This window comes from Streptomyces sp. NPDC045695 (assembly GCF_056432025.1).
In genome coordinates this window covers 48,471-65,381 of record NZ_JBWKJU010000007.1, presented here as the reverse complement: position 1 = coordinate 65,381, position 16,911 = coordinate 48,471, and the positions used below count along the sequence as shown (strand labels likewise).

The window sequence follows — 16,911 nt, the reverse complement described above, 5'->3', positions numbered from 1 at the left end:
CGTGAGTCTCATGACATTCCTCCCGTTCATCGTGCTCATCGGCGCGATGATCCTGATGACCCGCTCTGCCAAGAAGAAGCAGCAGGCAGCCGCGCAGATGCGCGACCACATGACGGCCGGCACCGGCGTCCGCACCATCGGCGGCATGTACGCCACGGTGAAGGAGGTCGGTGACGACACGGTCACCCTTGAGGTGGCCCCCGGCGTCCACGCGGTCTACGCGAAGAACGCCATCGGCGCCGTCCTGGAGGATGCGGAGTACAACCGCATCGTCCACGGCATCGACGAGGACGTGACGACCGACACGCCGGTCGTCCCGGACGACGCCTCCTCCCTCACCAAGGGCGAGGACGAGGCGCCCAAGCTCGACCTGGGCAAGAAGGACGCCCCCGAGGGCGACGACGAGCCCAAGGACGGCAAGGCAGACGGCGAAGCCGGCGCGAAGTAGCGTTCGGCCGGGGGACCGCGCGGGCGCCGGACCGGCGACCTCGCGGTCCCGGTCAGTGACCCATTTCTGCGGGGGGCAGGGGTCCCCACCACACATTTTCGTGGCCGTCCGCGCGCTGACCCGGCGCGGGGCGGTTGGACAGGGAGAAACGACAAGGTGGCAGCACCGAAGAAGGGCCGGCGGCCCACGGGGGCTCAGGGGAGGCCGGGGCGCGCCCTGGCGATCATCCTGATCGCGATGGTGGCGCTCACCGCGGGGATGTTCCTCTCGAAGCAGACGACTCCCCGGCTCGGCATCGACCTCGCTGGCGGCACGAGCATCACGCTCAAGGCCAAGAGCGAGCCCGGTAAAGAGAACGCCGTCAACGAGACCAACATGAACACGGCGGTCGGCATCATCGAGCGCCGCGTCAACGGGCTCGGCGTGTCGGAGGCCGAGGTCCAGACACAGGGCCGCGACCACATCATCGTGAACATCCCCAAGGGGACCAACGAGGAGCAGGCGCGCGAGCAGGTCGGTACCACCGCCCAGCTCTACTTCCGCCCGGTCCTCGCCTACGCGGACGGCGCCCCGGTCGCCCCCGAGGGCACCCAGAGCCCGAGCCCCTCCGCGAGCGGCTCCGGCGCCCCCAAGGCCGGGGACGGCAAGACCACCCCCTCGGCCACCCCGTCGTCCAGCGCCACTTCCCAGGGCCGCGCCCTCAGCGAGGCCCTCAAGGCCCCGGCCGCGCCCTCTCCCTCGCCCTCGGCGAGCGAGTCGAAGAAGGCAGACGACAAGGCTCCGTCCCCCTCCGCCTCCACGCCGCCCACCGGCGACGAAGCGGCGGCGGCCGCCCTGCAGGCGAAGTTCGCGGCGCTGGACTGCACCGACGAGGCGCAGCGCGCCGCCGCCGGCAAGGGCGCCAAGCCCGAGGAGCCGATGCTCGCCTGTGGCAAGCGCGGCAACGCCTGGGGCAAGTGGGTCCTCGGCCCGGCGCAGGTCAACGGCCAGGACGTGAAGAACGCCAAGGGCGTCATCGACCCGCAGCGCGGTCAGTGGATCGTCACGATGCAGTTCACCGACAAGGGCGCCGACAAGTTCGCCAAGATCACCGGTGAGCTCGCCACCAAGCAGATGCCGCAGAACCAGTTCGCGATCGTGCTCGACGGCGAGGTCATCTCCGACCCGTCCGTGAGCCAGGCGCTGACCGGCGGCAACGCCGAGATCTCCGGCGGCTTCACCCAGCAGTCCGCGCAGGACCTGGGCAACATGCTCTCGTACGGCGCCCTGCCGCTGTCCTTCCACGAGGACAGCGTCACCACCGTCACCGCCGCGCTCGGCGGCGAGCAGCTGAAGGCCGGCCTGATCGCGGGCGCGATCGGCCTCCTCCTCGTGGTGATCTACCTGCTGGTCTACTACCGCGGCCTGGCGTTCGTCGCGATCGTCAGCCTCATGGTCTCCGCGATCCTCACCTACACGATCATGGCGCTGCTCGGAAAGGCCATCGGCTTCGCGCTGAACCTGCCCGCCGTCTGCGGTGCGATCGTGGCGATCGGCATCACGGCGGACTCGTTCATCGTGTACTTCGAACGCATCCGCGACGAGATCCGCGAGGGCCGCACCCTGCGTCCGGCCGTCGAGCGCGCCTGGCCCCGTGCCCGCCGCACGATCCTGGTCTCCGACTTCGTGTCGTTCCTGGCGGCCGCGGTGCTGTTCATCGTCACCGTCGGCAAGGTGCAGGGCTTCGCCTTCACGCTGGGTCTGACCACGGTGCTCGACGTGGTCGTGGTGTTCCTCTTCACCAAGCCGATCATGACGCTGCTGGCGCGTACGAACTTCTTCGCCAGCGGTCACCCGTGGTCCGGGCTCGACCCCAAGCGGCTCGGCGCCAAGCCCCCGCTGCGCCGGTCGCGCCGTACCGCCCCCGCCCCCGTCGACGCAAAGGAGGCGTGAGAGATGTCGAAGCTGGGAGATCTCGGCGCCAAGCTGTACCGCGGTGATGTCGGCTACGACTTCGTCGGCAAGCGCTTTCTCTGGTACGGCGTTTCCATCCTGATCACCATCACGGCGATCGTGGCCCTGGCCGTTCAGGGCCTCAACATGGGCATCGAGTTCAAGGGCGGTGCCGTCTTCACCACCCCGAAGACGGCCGTCTCGGTCGCCAAGGCGACGGAGGACGCGGAGAAGGCCTCCGGCCACGACGCGATCGTCCAGGAGCTCGGCACCGGCGGCCTGCGGATCCAGATCTCCGGTCTGGACACCGACTCCGCGACCGACGTGAAGAAGCAGCTCGCCACCGACCTCAAGGTGACCGAGAAGGACATCAACGCGGACCTCGTCGGTCCCAGCTGGGGTGAGCAGATCGCCAACAAGGCCTGGACGGGCCTCGGGATCTTCATGGTCCTCGTGGTGATCTACCTGGCCATCGCCTTCGAGTGGCGGATGGCGGTCGCGGCGCTGATCGCCCTGATCCACGACCTCACCATCACCGTCGGCATCTACGCGCTGGTCGGCTTCGAGGTCACCCCGGGTACGGTCATCGGCCTGCTGACGATCCTCGGTTACTCGCTCTACGACACCGTCGTCGTCTTCGACGGTCTCAAGGAGGGGTCGAAGGACATCACCAAGCAGACCCGCTGGACGTACAGCGAGATCGCCAACCGCAGCATCAACGGCACGCTGGTCCGCTCGATCAACACCACGGTCGTGGCGCTGCTCCCGGTCGCGGCCCTGCTGTTCATCGGCGGCGGCTTCCTGGACGCCGGCATGCTGAACGACATCTCGCTGTCGCTGTTCGTCGGCCTCGCGGCCGGTGCGTACTCCTCGATCTTCATCGCGACCCCGCTGGTCGTGGACCTCAAGGAGCGCGAGCCGGCGATGAAGGCCCTGAAGAAGCGGGTGCTCGCCAAGCGGGCGGCCGCGGCGGCCAAGGGCGAGTCCCCGGACGAGGCCTACGAGGCCGAGGACGCGCCCCAGGTCGTGGCCCAGGGCCGGTCGGGGCGGCGCCGGTGACCGAGGTCCTGTCCGAGGACGTACGGGCCCTGCTGCTCCGGCGGATCAAGGACGTGCCGGACTACCCGAAGCCGGGCGTGATGTTCAAGGACATCACCCCGCTGCTGGCGGACCCCGAGGCGTTCACCGCGCTCACCGGGGCCCTGGCGGAGCTGGCCGTGCGGTACGGGGCGACGAAGATCGTCGGGCTGGAGGCGCGGGGGTTCATCCTGGCGGCTCCGGTGGCCGTACAGGCCGGGATCGGCTTCGTCCCGGTGCGCAAGGCCGGCAAGCTGCCGGGCGCGACGCTCGCCCAGGCGTACGACCTGGAGTACGGCACCGCGGAGATCGAGGTCCACGCCGAGGACCTGGCGATCGGTGACCGGGTCATGGTCATCGACGACGTCCTGGCCACCGGCGGTACGGCCGAGGCCTCGCTCATGCTCATCCGGCGGGCCGGGGCCGAGGTCGCCGGCGTGGCCGTCCTGATGGAGCTGTCGTTCCTCCCGGGCCGGGCCAAGCTGGCCGGCGCCCTGGGGGAAGCCCCGCTGGACGCGCTGATCGTGGTCTGATCCCTCCCGCGCCGAGCGGCGGGCATCCGGTTCTCCGGGTGCCCGCCGCTTCTGCGTGCGGGGCCCGCCGGGCGCCGGGCTGAGCCCCGGCGGCGGCCCCCGGAGGGAGGGGCGGGCCCGGGGAACGAGGGGGCCGAACCCTCGCTACAACGACGGGGCCGAACCCTCGCTACGATGGGTTATCCGGACCGGACACGGGCACCGGATCCTCCCCCGGACTCCGTCCCGGGGGACCCCCGTGAGGAGCGCTCTTGCCAGACGAGGTCCAGCCACTCTCCGCCGCGCAGCCCGACCCGCAGGCCGAGCAGGCCACGGCGGCCGCCGCCACGCCCCCGCCGGCTCCGCCCGCGCGGCCCGCGCCGCCGGTCAAGCCCGCGTCCGCGAAGTCGGCCGGGTCCTCCAACCGGGTGCGCGCCCGTCTCGCCCGGCTCGGCGTACAGCGCTCGACCCTGTACAACCCGGTACTGGAGCCCCTGCTCCGCATAGTCCGCAGCAACGACCCGAAGATCGAGACGGCGACGCTGCGCCAGCTCGAACAGGCCTACCAGGTGGCCGAGCGCTGGCACCGCGGCCAGAAGCGCAAGAGCGGCGACCCCTACATCACCCACCCGCTCGCGGTGACCACGATCCTCGCCGAGCTCGGCATGGACCCGGCCACGCTGATGGCCGGTCTGCTGCACGACACCGTCGAGGACACCGAGTACGGGCTGGAGGACCTGCGCCGCGACTTCGGCGACGCCGTGGCCCTGCTCGTCGACGGCGTCACCAAGCTCGACCGGGTCAAGTTCGGCGAGGCCGCCCAGGCCGAGACCGTCCGCAAGATGGTCGTCGCGATGGCCAAGGACCCGCGCGTCCTGGTCATCAAGCTCGCCGACCGGCTGCACAACATGCGCACGATGCGCTACCTCAAGCGGGAGAAGCAGGAGAAGAAGGCCCGCGAGACCCTTGAGATCTACGCCCCGCTGGCGCACCGGCTGGGCATGAACACCATCAAGTGGGAGCTCGAAGACCTCTCCTTCGCGATCCTCTACCCGAAGATGTACGACGAGATCGTGCGTCTGGTCGCCGAGCGCGCGCCCAAGCGGGACGAGTACCTCGCCGTCGTCACCGACGAGGTGCAGGCCGACCTCAGGGCCGCCCGGATCAAGGCCACCGTGACGGGCCGCCCGAAGCACTACTACAGCGTCTACCAGAAGATGATCGTGCGCGGCCGCGACTTCGCGGAGATCTACGACCTGGTCGGCATCCGGGTGTTGGTGGACACCGTCCGGGACTGCTACGCCGCCCTCGGCACCGTGCACGCGCGATGGAACCCGGTCCCCGGCCGGTTCAAGGACTACATCGCGATGCCCAAGTTCAACATGTACCAGTCGCTCCACACGACGGTCATCGGGCCCAGCGGCAAGCCCGTCGAACTGCAGATCCGCACCTTCGACATGCACCGCCGCGCCGAATACGGCATCGCCGCGCACTGGAAGTACAAGCAGCAGACCGTCGCCGGCACCTCCAAGGTGCGCACCGACGTCCCGCAGGCCGCCAAGGGCAGCGCCGGCCACGACACGGTCAACGACATGGCCTGGCTGCGCCAGCTGCTGGACTGGCAGAAGGAGACCGAGGACCCGGGCGAGTTCCTCGACTCGCTGCGCTTCGACCTCTCCCGCAACGAGGTCTTCGTCTTCACGCCCAAGGGCGACGTCATCGCGCTGCCCGCCGGCGCCACCCCCGTGGACTTCGCGTACGCCGTCCACACCGAGGTCGGCCACCGCACCATAGGGGCCAGGGTCAACGGCCGCCTCGTCCCGCTGGAGTCGACGCTCGACAACGGCGACCTGGTCGAGGTCTTCACCTCCAAGGCCGAGGGCGCCGGCCCGTCCCGCGACTGGCTGGGCTTCGTCAAGTCCCCTCGGGCCCGTAACAAGATCCGCGGCTGGTTCTCCAAGGAGCGCCGCGACGAGGCCATCGAGCACGGCAAGGACGCCATCGCGCGGGCCATGCGCAAGCAGAACCTGCCGATCCAGCGCATCCTGACCGGCGACTCCCTCGTCACCCTCGCCCACGAGATGCGCTACCCCGACATCTCCTCGCTGTACGCGGCGATCGGCGAGGGCCACGTGGCCGCCCAGGGAGTCGTCCAGAAGCTGGTGTCGGCCCTCGGCGGTGAGGAGGCGGCCGGCGAGGACATCGAGGAGTCGATCCCGCCCGCGCGCGGCCGCAAGCGCCGCAGCAACGCCGACCCGGGTGTCGTCGTCAAGGGCGTCGACGACGTGTGGGTCAAGCTGGCCCGCTGCTGCACCCCGGTGCCGGGCGACCCGATCATCGGGTTCGTCACGCGGGGCAGTGGCGTATCGGTTCACCGCGCGGACTGCGTCAACGTCGACTCCCTCTCGCAGCAGCCCGAACGGATGCTGGAGGTCGAGTGGGCGCCCACCCAGTCCTCGGTCTTCCTGGTCGCCATCCAGGTCGAGGCGCTGGACCGGTCCCGGCTGCTCTCCGACGTCACCCGCGTCCTGTCGGACCAGCACGTCAACATCCTGTCGGCGGCCGTCCAGACCTCCCGCGACCGGGTCGCCACCTCCCGGTTCACCTTCGAGATGGGCGACCCCAAGCACCTCGGCCACGTCCTCAAGGCCGTGCGGGGCGTGGAGGGCGTGTACGACGTCTACCGCGTGACCTCGGCCCGGCGGCCGTAGCAGGACGCGCAGGGCCCCGGTACGGAGATCCGTACCGGGGCCCTGCGCGTGACCGGGGAGCCGGCGATCAGCCGCCGAACTCCTCCAGGCCCTTCAGCGCCTGGTCCAGCAGGGCCTGGCGGCCCTCCAGCTCCCGGGACAGCTTGTCGGCCTTCGCGTTGTTGCCCGCGGCGCGCGCCGCGTCGATCTGCTCACGCAGCTTGTCGACGGCCGCCTGGAGCTGCCCCGTCAGACCGGCCGCACGCGCCCGCGCCTCCGGGTTCGTACGACGCCACTCGCCCTCCTCGGCCTCCTGGATCGCCCGCTCCACCGCCTGCATCCGGCCCTCGACCTTCGGCCGGGCGTCCCGCGGCACGTGGCCGACGGCCTCCCAGCGCTCGTTCAGCGAGCGGAACGCGGCGCGGGCGGCCTTCAGATCCGTGATCGGCACGAGCTTCTCGGCCTCGTCGGCCAGCTCCTCCTTGAGCTTCAGGTTCTCCGTCTGCTCGGCGTCCCGCTCGGCGAAGACCTCGCTGCGGGCCGCGAAGAAGACGTCCTGCGCACCGCGGAAACGGTTCCACAGATCGTCCTCGGACTCGCGCTGCGCCCGGCCCGCCGCCTTCCAGTCCGCCATCAGCTCGCGGTAGCGGGCGGCCGTCGGACCCCAGTCGGTCGACTTCGACAGCGCCTCCGCCTCCGCGACCAGCCTCTCCTTGACCTTGCGGGCGTCCTCGCGCTGCGCGTCCAGCGAGGCGAAGTGCGCCTTGCGGCGCTTGGAGAAGGCGGAACGGGCGTGCGAGAAGCGGTGCCACAGCTCGTCGTCCGACTTGCGGTCCAGGCGCGGCAGGCCCTTCCAGATGTCCACCAGGGCGCGCAGCCGCTCACCGGCACTGCGCCACTGGTCGCTCTGCGCGAGCTGCTCGGCCTCGACGACCAGCGCGTCCTTGGCCGCACGGGCCTCGTCCGTCTGCTTGGCCTTCTGGGCCTTGCGCTCCTCGCGCCGCGACTCCACGGTCGCGACCAGCTTGTCCAGCCGCACGCGCAGCGCGTCGAGGTCGCCCACGGCATGGTGCTCGTCGACCTGCGTCCGCAGGTGGTCGATCGCCGTCTGCGCGTCCTTCGCGGACAGGTCGGTGGTCCGCACCCGCTTTTCGAGGAGGCCGATCTCGACCACCAGGCCCTCGTACTTGCGCTCGAAATAGGCCAGGGCCTCCTCAGGGGTGCCCGCCTGCCACGATCCGACGACCTTCTCGCCATCGGCAGTACGCACGTACACGGTGCCCGTCTCGTCGACTCGGCCCCACGGGTCGCTGCTCACAGCGCCTCCTCCACCTGATGCCTGTGAGGGGTTCACCCCCTGGGCATCGTCCACAGTTTCCTGGGGCGGGCAGCGCCCGCCCTGCACAACGCCAACATAGGCGACCGCCGGGCCGGCTGTCCGCATCCCGCACGACGGAATTCGACGTACGGACGGCGGGCCGGCCGGTCCCGGGGCCGCGGGGGCCCGTCAGCTCTGGGTGACGGTGCCCTTCTCGATCTTCACCTCGTTCTTCGGGGGACCGTCCTGGCCGCCGTCGGCCGTACCGGCCTTGGCGATGTCCTCCAGGACCTTCAGGCCCGCCGCGTCGATCTTGCCGAAGGGGGTGTAGGACGGCGCCAGCGGGCTGTCCTTGTAGACGAGGAAGAACTGGCTGCCGCCCGAACCGGGCTGGCCGGTGTTGGCCATCGCGACCGTGCCCGCCGGGTAGACGACCTGGCCCTGCTCGTTCGCCTTGCCGAGCGAGTCGAGGTTCTCGTCGGGGATGGTGTAGCCGGGGCCGCCCATGCCGGTGCCCTCGGGGTCACCGCACTGGAGCACGAAGATCCCGCCGGCCGTCAGCCGGTGGCACTTCGTGTTGTCGAAGTAGCCCTTGTCCGCGAGGGACTTGAAGGAGTTCACGGTCTGCGGGGTCTTCGCCGCGTCCATCGTGAAGGTGATGTCGCCCGCGCTCGTCTTCAGGGCGAAGGTGTACTTCGCCTTCTGGTCGATCGCCATCTCCGGCGAGGGGGACTGCTTGGGCTTGGGCGACGCCGAGGACGACGGGTTCGCCGACGGGTCCGCCGCCTGGTCCTTCTTGTCCTTGTCGAAGACGCCGCCCACGATCAGGCCGACCAGCGTCGCGACCACCACGGCCACCGCCGCGCCGATCACGGCCGCGCGCCGACGGGCCTTCTGCCGGGCCTCGGCCCGCCGCTTCTGCTGGCGCTCGTACTTCTCCTTGGCGAGCTGTCGCCGCCGCTGATCGCTCGTGACCACCGGGTCGTCTCCTTGTGCGTGGTTGGTACTGCTGTCCGGGCTGGGATAGGCCGTACCGTATATGGGTTCGCTGTGTAATGAGGGGCGCCGGTAGGCTCTGAGCAGCAGCATTCCGATCTGCAGCCTCCCGCCGGACGACGATTGAGGACGAACGTGCTGATTGCCGGGTTCCCCGCAGGAGCTTGGGGGACCAACTGTTACGTGGTCGCCCCCGCCGCCGGTGAGGAGTGCGTCATCGTCGACCCGGGCCACCAGGCCGCCCAGGGTGTCGAGGAGACGCTGAAGAAGCACCGGCTCAAGCCCGTCGCGGTCGTGCTGACCCACGGCCACATCGATCATGTGGCCTCGGTGGTCCCGGTGTGCGGAGCACACGACGTACCGGCCTGGATCCACCCCGAGGACCGCTACATGATGAGCGACCCGGAGAAGGCCCTCGGCCGCTCCATCGGGATGCCCCTCATGGGCGAGCTGACCGTGGGAGAGCCGGACGACGTCCGCGAGCTGGCCGACGGCGCCGCCCTGAAGCTGGCCGGAATGGACTTCTCCGTGGCGCACGCGCCGGGGCATACCAAGGGGTCGGTGACCTTCCGGATGCCCGAGCTGGCCGACGTCCCGCCGGTCTTCTTCTCGGGCGACCTGCTCTTCGCCGGCTCCATCGGCCGCACCGACCTGCCCGGCGGCTCCCACGCCGAGATGCTCGCATCGCTGGGCCGCGTGTGCCTGCCGCTCGACGACTCCACCGTGGTGCTGTCCGGCCACGGTCCCCAGACCACCATCGGCCGCGAGCGCGCGACCAACCCGTTCCTGCGGGAGGTCGCCGCCGGCCTGGGAGCGAACCCCAGTGGTGCCGCGCCCGCTCCACGACGAGGAATGTGACGAGAGACCCGTGAGCACCTTCAAGGCCCCCAAGGGCACGTACGACCTGATCCCGCCGTACTCGGCCAAGTACCTGGCCGTGCGCGAGGCGATCTCCGGCCCGCTGCGCACGTCCGGCTACGGGTACGTCGAGACGCCGGGCTTCGAGGACGTGGACCTCTTCGCGCGCGGTGTCGGTGAGTCCACCGACATCGTGACGAAGGAGATGTACACCCTCACCACCAAGGGCGGCGCCAACCTCGCCCTGCGCCCGGAGGGCACCGCCTCCGTGCTGCGCGCGGCGCTGGAGGCCAACCTCCACAAGGCCGGCGGCCTGCCGGTCAAGCTCTGGTACTCCGGCTCGTACTACCGCTACGAGCGCCCGCAGAAGGGCCGCTACCGCCACTTCTCGCAGGTCGGTGCCGAGGCGATCGGCGCCGAGGACCCGGCCCTGGACGCCGAGCTGATCATCCTGGCCGACCAGGCGTACCGCACGCTCGGCCTGCGCAACTTCCGGATCCTCCTGAACTCGCTGGGCGACAAGGAGTGCCGCCCGGTGTACCGGGAGGCGCTGCAGGCCTTCCTGAGCGGGCTCGACCTGGACGAGGAGACCGTCCGCCGGGCCGAGATCAACCCGCTGCGCGTCCTCGACGACAAGCGGGCCGACGTCCAGAAGCAGCTCGTGGGCGCGCCCATGCTCCGCGACTACCTGTGCGACGCCTGCAAGGCGTACCACGAGGAGGTCCGTGAGCTGATCACGGCCGCCGGGGTGGTCTTCGAGGACGACGAGAAGCTGGTGCGCGGCCTGGACTACTACACCCGCACCACCTTCGAGTTCGTCCACGACGGTCTGGGCTCGCAGTCCGCGGTGGGCGGCGGCGGCCGGTACGACGGCCTGTCCGAGATGATCGGCGGACCGGCGCTGCCGTCGGTCGGCTGGGCGCTGGGCGTCGACCGTACGGTCCTGGCGCTGGAGGCCGAGGGCGTGGCACTGGACATCCCGGCCACGACGGACGTGTTCGCCGTGGCGATCGGAGCCGAGGCGCGGCGCCTTCTGTTCGGCGCGGTCACCGAGCTGCGCAAGGCCGGGGTGGCCGCGGACTTCAGCTACGGGGGCAAGGGCCTCAAGGGTGCGATGAAGGACGCCAACCGCTCGGGCGCGCGGTTCACCGTGGTCGCCGGCGAGCGCGATCTCGCCGAGGGCGTCGTGCAGCTGAAGGACATGGAGTCCGGCGACCAGGCGGCCGTGCCGGTCGCCGAACTGGTCGACACGGTCCGGGCGCGCCTGGCCTGACGCGGGCTGGGCCCGGTACGGCAGGGACGGGGCGGGGCCGGGGATGTTTCCCCGGCCCCGCCCTTTCACAGGTACATGCGGCACAATGGCCGGTGCTTGTTGACCTTGCAGATGCGGAGCGGGCGGTATGACGACACGAGCTACGGACACGGACACCGCCCCGAGGACGGCCGCCGGGGGAAGCCGGGCCCTGGCCCTGCTCCTGGTGATCACGGGAGCTGCGGGCCTGCTCGCCGCCTGGGTCATCACGATCGACAAGTTCAAGCTGCTGGAGGACCCGAACTTCACGCCGGGCTGCAGCCTGAACCCGATCGTCTCCTGCGGCAACATCATGAAGAGCGACCAGGCGTCCGTCTTCGGCTTCCCGAACCCGATGCTCGGACTGGTCTCCTACGGGATCGTGATCTGCGTCGGCATGAGCCTGCTGGCCGGGGCCCGGTTCCGCCCCTGGTACTGGCTGACGCTGAACGCCGGCATGCTCTTCGGCGTCGTCTTCTGCGCCTGGCTCATGTACCAGTCGCTCTACAGCATCAACTCGCTGTGCCTGTGGTGCTGCCTGGCCTGGGTCGCCACGATCTTCATGTTCTGGTACGTCACCGCCCACAACCTGCGCCAGGGGCTGCTGCCGGCTCCCGGCTGGCTCAAGGGCTTCGTCGACGAGTTCACCTGGGTCCTGCCGGTGCTGCACGTCGGGATCATCGGGATGCTCATCCTGACCCGCTGGTGGGACTTCTGGACCTCCTGACGGCGGCCGGCCTGTCAGTGGGCTCGCATAGGCTTCCGGTGTGGAACCAGACCTGTTCACCGCCGCTGCCGAGGACCGCCAGGAGAAGAACCCCGCGAGCTCGCCCCTCGCCGTCCGAATGCGCCCGCGCACCCTGGACGAGGTCGTCGGCCAGCAGCACCTGCTGAAGCCGGGCTCACCGCTGCGGCGGCTGGTCGGGGAAGGGGCCGGAGGCCCGGCCGGTGCCTCGTCGGTGATCCTGTGGGGCCCGCCCGGCACCGGGAAGACCACGCTGGCCTATGTGGTCAGCCAGGCCACGCAGAAGCGTTTCGTGGAGCTCTCCGCGATCACTGCGGGCGTCAAGGAAGTACGGGCCGTCATCGAGGGCGCACGGCGCGCGGCCGGCGGGTACGGCAAGGAGACCGTCCTGTTCCTCGACGAGATCCACCGCTTCAGTAAGGCGCAGCAGGACTCCCTGCTCCCGGCCGTCGAGAACCGCTGGGTGACGCTGATCGCGGCGACCACGGAGAACCCGTACTTCTCGATCATCTCCCCGCTGCTGTCGCGTTCGCTGCTGCTCACGCTGGAACCGCTGACGGACGAGGACCTGAGCGCCCTGATGCGGCGCGCGCTGACGGAGGAGCGGGGCCTGGGCGGCGCCGTGTCCCTGCCGGCCGACGCCGAGGCCCACCTGCTGAGGATCGCCGGCGGCGACGCCCGGCGGGCGCTCACGGCACTGGAGGCCGGCGCCGGGGCGGCCATCGCCAAGGGCGAGGAGGAGATCAGCCTCCAGACCGTGGAGGAGGCGGTCGACCGCGCCGCCGTCCGCTACGACCGGGACGGCGACCAGCACTACGACGTGGCGAGCGCGCTGATCAAGTCGATCCGCGGCTCGGACGTGGACGCGGCGCTGCACTATCTGGCACGGATGATCGAAGCGGGGGAGGACCCCCGGTTCATCGCGCGCCGCCTGATGATCTCGGCGAGCGAGGACATCGGCCTGGCGGACCCGGCGGCCCTGCCGCTCGCGGTGGCCGCTGCCCAGGCGGTCGCGATGATCGGCTTCCCGGAAGCCGCCCTGACCCTCTCGCACGTGACGATCGCGCTGGCGCTGGCCCCGAAGTCGAACACCGCCACGACCGCGATCGGCGCGGCGCTGGCCGACGTACGGGCCGGCCTGTCGGGCCCGGTCCCCCCGCACCTGCGCGACGGGCACTACAAGGGCGCGGCGAAGCTGGGGCACGCGCAGGGATACGTCTACCCGCACGACGTGCCCGGCGCGATCGCCGCGCAGCAGTACGCACCGGACGAGATCCACGGCAAGCGGTACTACGAGCCCACGCGCTACGGCGCGGAGGCCCGGTACGCGGACGTGGTGGAGAAGGTCCGGGAACGGCTGCGCGGAGCCTGAAGGTGCGCCGGCAGGCTGGGGGTGACGCAGCCGAATGGTCCTGCCGGATGGGTAGAGGGGCGCCGCCCGTGGAACGGATGGCAGCGGTCAAGCCCACTCCGCGCATCGAGGTGCACCATGAGCCCGACTCCGGCCGAGCCCCACCGCATCGGTACGAAGAAGACCGCCGCAGGCCAGAAGACCGCTGCAGGCAAGAAGACCGCCGCAGGCAAGAAGACCGCCGGGCGCAAGAGACCCGCCACCGGGGAGCCCGGCGGCGTCGTCGGATCCGGTGAGTACCGGTCCGGCCCCCTGGCCGGCACCGCGCTGGTGTCCGGCGAGACGTTCCGGGCCAAGGGCCTCCCGTACGCCGACGTGGACGGGATGGCGGTGTTCGAGGGCGACATCATCCTCGGCAGCGTGAATGAGCTGCGGGACCCGGCCGCGACGGACGCCCCGCTGCTCCACTCGGTGGGCATCACCGGCCCGCAGTTCCGCTGGCCGAACGCCACCGTTCCCTTCGAGATCGACCCCGCCCTGCCCAACCCGCAGCGCGTCACGGACGCGATCGCGCACTGGCAGGCCCACACCCGTATCCGGTTCGTCCCGCGAACGGCTTCCGACACGAATTTCGTGAGCTTCGTCCCGGGCGGCGGCTGCTCGTCGAACGTCGGCCGCCAGGGCGGCCGGCAGCTCGTCACCCTGGGCCCCCAGTGCTCCACCGGCAACGCCATTCACGAGATCGGCCACACGGTGGGCCTGTGGCACGAGCAGAGCCGCGAGGACCGCGACCAGTTCGTCGAGATCGTGTTCTCGAACATCGACCCGGCCATGCAGCACAACTTCCTCCGGCACGTCACCGACGGCGACGACCTCGGGCCCTACGACTACGGCTCGATCATGCACTACCAGCCCGGTGCGTTCGCCATCGACGACACCAAGCCGACCATCGTCGCGCGGCAGCCGCTGCCCCCGGGCGTGGTCATGGGACAGCGCAGCGGTCTGTCCCAGGGCGACATCGACGGAGTCCACGCGATGTACCCGGCGCCGTCCACCTTCAAGGAACCCGTCAAGGACCCCGTCTTCGACATGAAGGGCCCCGGCAAGGACCCGATCAAGGACCCCGTCCTCGACATCCCCAAGGCCCCTCCTCTGGACGGGCTGACCCAGCCGGTCGGTGCCCCCTTCGTCCTGGCCACTCCGCACCAGGCACCCGCCTTGACCGGCGGTCAGGGCGACGGGCTGGCCGAGCAGGTGCGCCAGCTCACCCAGCTCGTGGCCGCGCTCCAGCAGAGCGTGTCGGCCGCGGTGAACAACCAGAACAGTCTCGTGTCCCAGCTGGGAACGCTGTTCGCCGGTGGCGCCGGTCCCGCCCGATGATCCTGGTCGTCTCCTACGACGAGGACCACGCCCTCGGGGTCATCCGACGGCTGGAGTCGGACGGCCGCGAAGTGGTCCGCATCGACCTGGCCGACTTCCCCGCCCGCGGCGCGATCACCCTCGAGTACGCCGCGGGCGGGGCGCCGGTCCACACGCTGACCCCGCCCACCGGGCGCATCCGGCTCGACCGGTGCCGGGTCGCCTGGTGGCGGCGGGTGCGCCCGTTCACCGTCGACGGAGCGCTGGGCACGGCCCGGGACCGGCACTTCGCGGCCGGCGAGACGGGTCAGGCCCTGCACGGACTGTTCCACTCGCTCGGCTGTACCTGGGTCAACCCCCCCTCACTGGACGGGATGGCCCACCACAAGCCGTACCAGTGGGAGGTCGCGCGCCGCGTCGGTCTGACGCTGCCGCGCACCCTGGTCACCAACGAGCCGGAGCGGGCGCGCCGGTTCATCGAGGAGGTGGGCGTCGGACGGACCGTCTTCAAGGCCTTCGTCGCCGCCGCGGAAGACGCCTGGCGGGAGACCCGGCTCGTCCGCCGGGAGGACCTGGACCAGCTGGACTCCGTCCGCTACGCCCCGGTGATCTTCCAGGAGTTCGTGTCCGGAGCGGACCTGCGGGTGACCGTGGTCGGCGATCGCGTCTTCGCGGCCGAGATCGACGCCTCGGCCACGAGCTACCCGGTCGACATGCGGATGGTGGTCGGTGAGGCCGTGGTGCGGCCGGTGACGCTCCCCGCGTCACTCACCCGGACCCTCCTGCGCCTCATGCGCGGCCTCGGCCTGGTGTACGGGGCCGTGGACCTGCGCAGGCGCCCCGATGGGCAGTACGTGTTCTTCGAGGTCAATCCGGCGGGGCAGTGGCTCTTCGTAGAGGAGCGGACAGGGCTTCCGATCACACGCGAAGTCGCCGCGCTCCTGTCCCGGATCGACGACCAGGACCCGGCCGCGCCGTCGCGGCGGCTGGTGGCGGGCAGGACCGCATGACCGGCACCGTGCGGGGCTTCGTGACCATGCCCCCCGACGCGCCCTCGGCGGTGGCGGCTCGTCTCCTGGTGGAGGTCCGGAACGTCTCCCGCGCCGACGAGCCCTCCACCGTTGTGGGAGCGCAGGTCCAGACCGACGTCCCACTGGCGCCGGACGGCCGCGTCCCCTTCGGGGTGCAGGTGCCCGATCTCGATCCCACCGCCTCCTACGGACTGCGGATCCACGTCGACTTCTCCGGCACGGGCACCGTGGAACCGGGCGACTTGATCAATACCCAGTCCGTGCCCGTCGTCCCGGGTTCCGCGCAGGAACTGCTCGCCCCGGTGGCCTGCGTGTGAGGTGCGCGGCGCCCGACCGCCGGGTGCCCGCCCTCAGTGGCCCGCGGCCGAGAAGAGGGCGCGCATCGCGCGGCGTAGGCCGCAGATGTCGGTCACCGGCTCCGGGAAGTCGAAGCGGGCGTCGAAGGTGCCGGCGGCGCCGCCGGAGAAGCGCACGCGCAGGCCGAGCCGGTCCAGGGCGAGCGGGACGGCGGCCGGGCCCCCCGCCTCGCGGGAGCCGAGCAGGCCGCACAGCTCGCCGATCCGGTCGCCGTGGGCGGAGTGCAGGTGCTGGAGCAGCTCCGTCTCGTGCGCGACCATCGGGTCCGGCTGCGCCGCGGCCAGATCCTCGGGGGCGACGTGCTCGGCGCCCCACAGGTCGTCCACCGAGATCTCGCCGACCTCCAGGCGCAGCAGCATCCAGGCCGGCCGGCCGGAGTACCGGGCGGCGCGGGGGCCCTCGGGGAAGTCGGCCATCGCCAGCAGCTCACCCACCGGATGGCGCTCAGCGAGCAGGGTCGCGCAGGCCGCCCGGTCGGTCCCGCGCACCGGTGTCAGCCACCCGGCGAGCCAGGCGCGACCTCGGATACGATGGGGCACGGACACCGGCGCCACGTCCGTGATCTCGATCACGGCGGTGAGGTCGTCGTCCTGGGCGTGAGCGGCTGCCCTGGCAGCCGCGGATTCCCCGGAAACAAGGAGAATCACGTCCCCGTCCGGGGTGACGGTCCGTGCGGCCGGCATCCCCGTCCCGAACTCCGCCTGGTCATGAGCACCGAGCAGCGTGAGGGATACTGAGGCGTTGGACTCTACGAGGGTTCGTACGCGTTCGGCTCCGGTGAGCTGCCGAACGCCTTCCCTGGGACGCGGCTGACCTTGCTTATCGTCGTCGAAAGCAGATTCCGTTTCGTTGGAATCTGAACTTCGACGCGCACTGGGCAGGGGGATCCCATGTGGTCGAGACATTACGTCCTCCTCGCTAAGGTAAGCCTCACCTAACTTACATG

At 70.7% G+C, this 16,911-nt stretch carries 15 protein-coding genes; 12 read left to right on the top strand and 3 right to left on the bottom strand.

Annotated elements, in window-relative coordinates:
- Position 1 precedes the first annotated feature (1 nt).
- The 5 genes from yajC to AC07DU_RS14705 all read left to right on the top strand — a co-directional run bounded on the left by yajC (position 2) and on the right by AC07DU_RS14705 (position 6,680).
- Positions 2-448, top strand: a complete 447-nt coding sequence (yajC, locus tag AC07DU_RS14725; protein ID WP_360887298.1) for a preprotein translocase subunit YajC — start codon at positions 2-4, stop codon at positions 446-448.
- A 156-nt stretch (positions 449-604) separates the two neighbouring features.
- A complete protein-coding gene (secD, locus tag AC07DU_RS14720; RefSeq protein WP_479111651.1) occupies positions 605-2,380 on the top strand; it encodes a protein translocase subunit SecD in 1,776 nt (591 codons plus the stop codon).
- 3 nt (positions 2,381-2,383) lie between these two features.
- On the top strand, positions 2,384-3,439 hold the full coding sequence (gene secF, locus AC07DU_RS14715; protein ID WP_360887292.1) for a protein translocase subunit SecF: 1,056 nt from the start codon (positions 2,384-2,386) through the stop codon (positions 3,437-3,439).
- Entirely contained in the window at positions 3,436-3,990 is a 555-nt protein-coding gene (locus tag AC07DU_RS14710) for an adenine phosphoribosyltransferase (protein ID WP_360887289.1), read from the top strand. Before secF ends, AC07DU_RS14710 begins: the two co-directional genes overlap by 4 nt.
- A 251-nt stretch (positions 3,991-4,241) precedes the next feature.
- Positions 4,242-6,680 carry a RelA/SpoT family protein gene (locus AC07DU_RS14705; protein ID WP_366866786.1) on the top strand — a complete coding sequence of 813 codons (2,439 nt, stop codon included), beginning with the start codon at positions 4,242-4,244 and terminating at the stop codon, positions 6,678-6,680.
- 67 nt (positions 6,681-6,747) lie between these two features.
- Here the strand turns inward: AC07DU_RS14705 and AC07DU_RS14700 are convergent, their stop codons facing one another.
- Together AC07DU_RS14700 and AC07DU_RS14695 are read right to left on the bottom strand one after the other, a co-directional pair.
- The gene (locus AC07DU_RS14700; protein WP_453372504.1) at positions 6,748-7,977 is read right to left on the bottom strand and encodes a DUF349 domain-containing protein; all 1,230 of its coding nucleotides are present in this window, start codon (positions 7,975-7,977) and stop codon (positions 6,748-6,750) included.
- Positions 7,978-8,166: 189 nt separating this feature from the next.
- Positions 8,167-8,955 (bottom strand): peptidylprolyl isomerase, encoded by a 789-nt coding sequence (locus tag AC07DU_RS14695; RefSeq protein ID WP_360887280.1) that lies wholly within the window; start codon positions 8,953-8,955, stop codon positions 8,167-8,169.
- A 153-nt stretch (positions 8,956-9,108) separates the two neighbouring features.
- Here AC07DU_RS14695 and AC07DU_RS14690 point away from each other — a divergent pair, with 153 nt between their 5' ends.
- The 7 genes from AC07DU_RS14690 to AC07DU_RS14660 all read left to right on the top strand — a co-directional run bounded on the left by AC07DU_RS14690 (position 9,109) and on the right by AC07DU_RS14660 (position 15,925).
- Positions 9,109-9,831, top strand: coding sequence for an MBL fold metallo-hydrolase (locus tag AC07DU_RS14690; RefSeq protein ID WP_360887278.1), 723 nt, complete (start codon positions 9,109-9,111; stop codon positions 9,829-9,831).
- Between the two features lie 10 nt (positions 9,832-9,841).
- Positions 9,842-11,104, top strand: coding sequence for a histidine--tRNA ligase (hisS, locus tag AC07DU_RS14685; protein WP_453372506.1), 1,263 nt, complete (start codon positions 9,842-9,844; stop codon positions 11,102-11,104).
- Positions 11,105-11,231: 127 nt separating this feature from the next.
- Positions 11,232-11,849 carry a vitamin K epoxide reductase family protein gene (locus tag AC07DU_RS14680; RefSeq protein ID WP_360887272.1) on the top strand — a complete coding sequence of 206 codons (618 nt, stop codon included), beginning with the start codon at positions 11,232-11,234 and terminating at the stop codon, positions 11,847-11,849.
- Positions 11,850-11,889: 40 nt separating this feature from the next.
- Complete coding sequence (locus tag AC07DU_RS14675; RefSeq protein ID WP_479111648.1) at positions 11,890-13,239, top strand: replication-associated recombination protein A; 1,350 nt, start codon at positions 11,890-11,892, stop codon at positions 13,237-13,239.
- 117 nt (positions 13,240-13,356) lie between these two features.
- Positions 13,357-14,598 (top strand): M12 family metallopeptidase, encoded by a 1,242-nt coding sequence (locus tag AC07DU_RS14670; RefSeq protein ID WP_479111646.1) that lies wholly within the window; start codon positions 13,357-13,359, stop codon positions 14,596-14,598.
- Positions 14,595-15,587, top strand: a complete 993-nt coding sequence (locus AC07DU_RS14665) for an MvdC/MvdD family ATP grasp protein (RefSeq protein ID WP_479031414.1) — start codon at positions 14,595-14,597, stop codon at positions 15,585-15,587. Before AC07DU_RS14670 ends, AC07DU_RS14665 begins: the two co-directional genes overlap by 4 nt.
- Positions 15,584-15,925, top strand: a complete 342-nt coding sequence (locus AC07DU_RS14660) for a hypothetical protein (protein WP_360887262.1) — start codon at positions 15,584-15,586, stop codon at positions 15,923-15,925. The genes AC07DU_RS14665 and AC07DU_RS14660 overlap by 4 nt, the downstream gene beginning before the upstream one ends.
- A gap of 33 nt (positions 15,926-15,958) precedes the next feature.
- Here AC07DU_RS14660 and AC07DU_RS14655 read toward each other — a convergent pair whose 3' ends face one another.
- Positions 15,959-16,870 carry a DUF2470 domain-containing protein gene (locus tag AC07DU_RS14655; RefSeq protein ID WP_479111644.1) on the bottom strand — a complete coding sequence of 304 codons (912 nt, stop codon included), beginning with the start codon at positions 16,868-16,870 and terminating at the stop codon, positions 15,959-15,961.
- Positions 16,871-16,911: the final 41 nt, after the last annotated feature.

Coding starts and splice junctions, on each gene's coding strand:
- secF (WP_360887292.1), top strand. CDS start 2,384: ATGTCGAAGCTGGGAGATCTCGGCGCCAAGCTGTACCGCGGTGATGTC.
- AC07DU_RS14680 (WP_360887272.1), top strand. CDS start 11,232: ATGACGACACGAGCTACGGACACGGACACCGCCCCGAGGACGGCCGCC.
- AC07DU_RS14670 (WP_479111646.1), top strand. CDS start 13,357: ATGAGCCCGACTCCGGCCGAGCCCCACCGCATCGGTACGAAGAAGACC.
- AC07DU_RS14665 (WP_479031414.1), top strand. CDS start 14,595: ATGATCCTGGTCGTCTCCTACGACGAGGACCACGCCCTCGGGGTCATC.
- AC07DU_RS14660 (WP_360887262.1), top strand. CDS start 15,584: ATGACCGGCACCGTGCGGGGCTTCGTGACCATGCCCCCCGACGCGCCC.
- AC07DU_RS14655 (WP_479111644.1), bottom strand. CDS start 16,870: ATGTCTCGACCACATGGGATCCCCCTGCCCAGTGCGCGTCGAAGTTCA.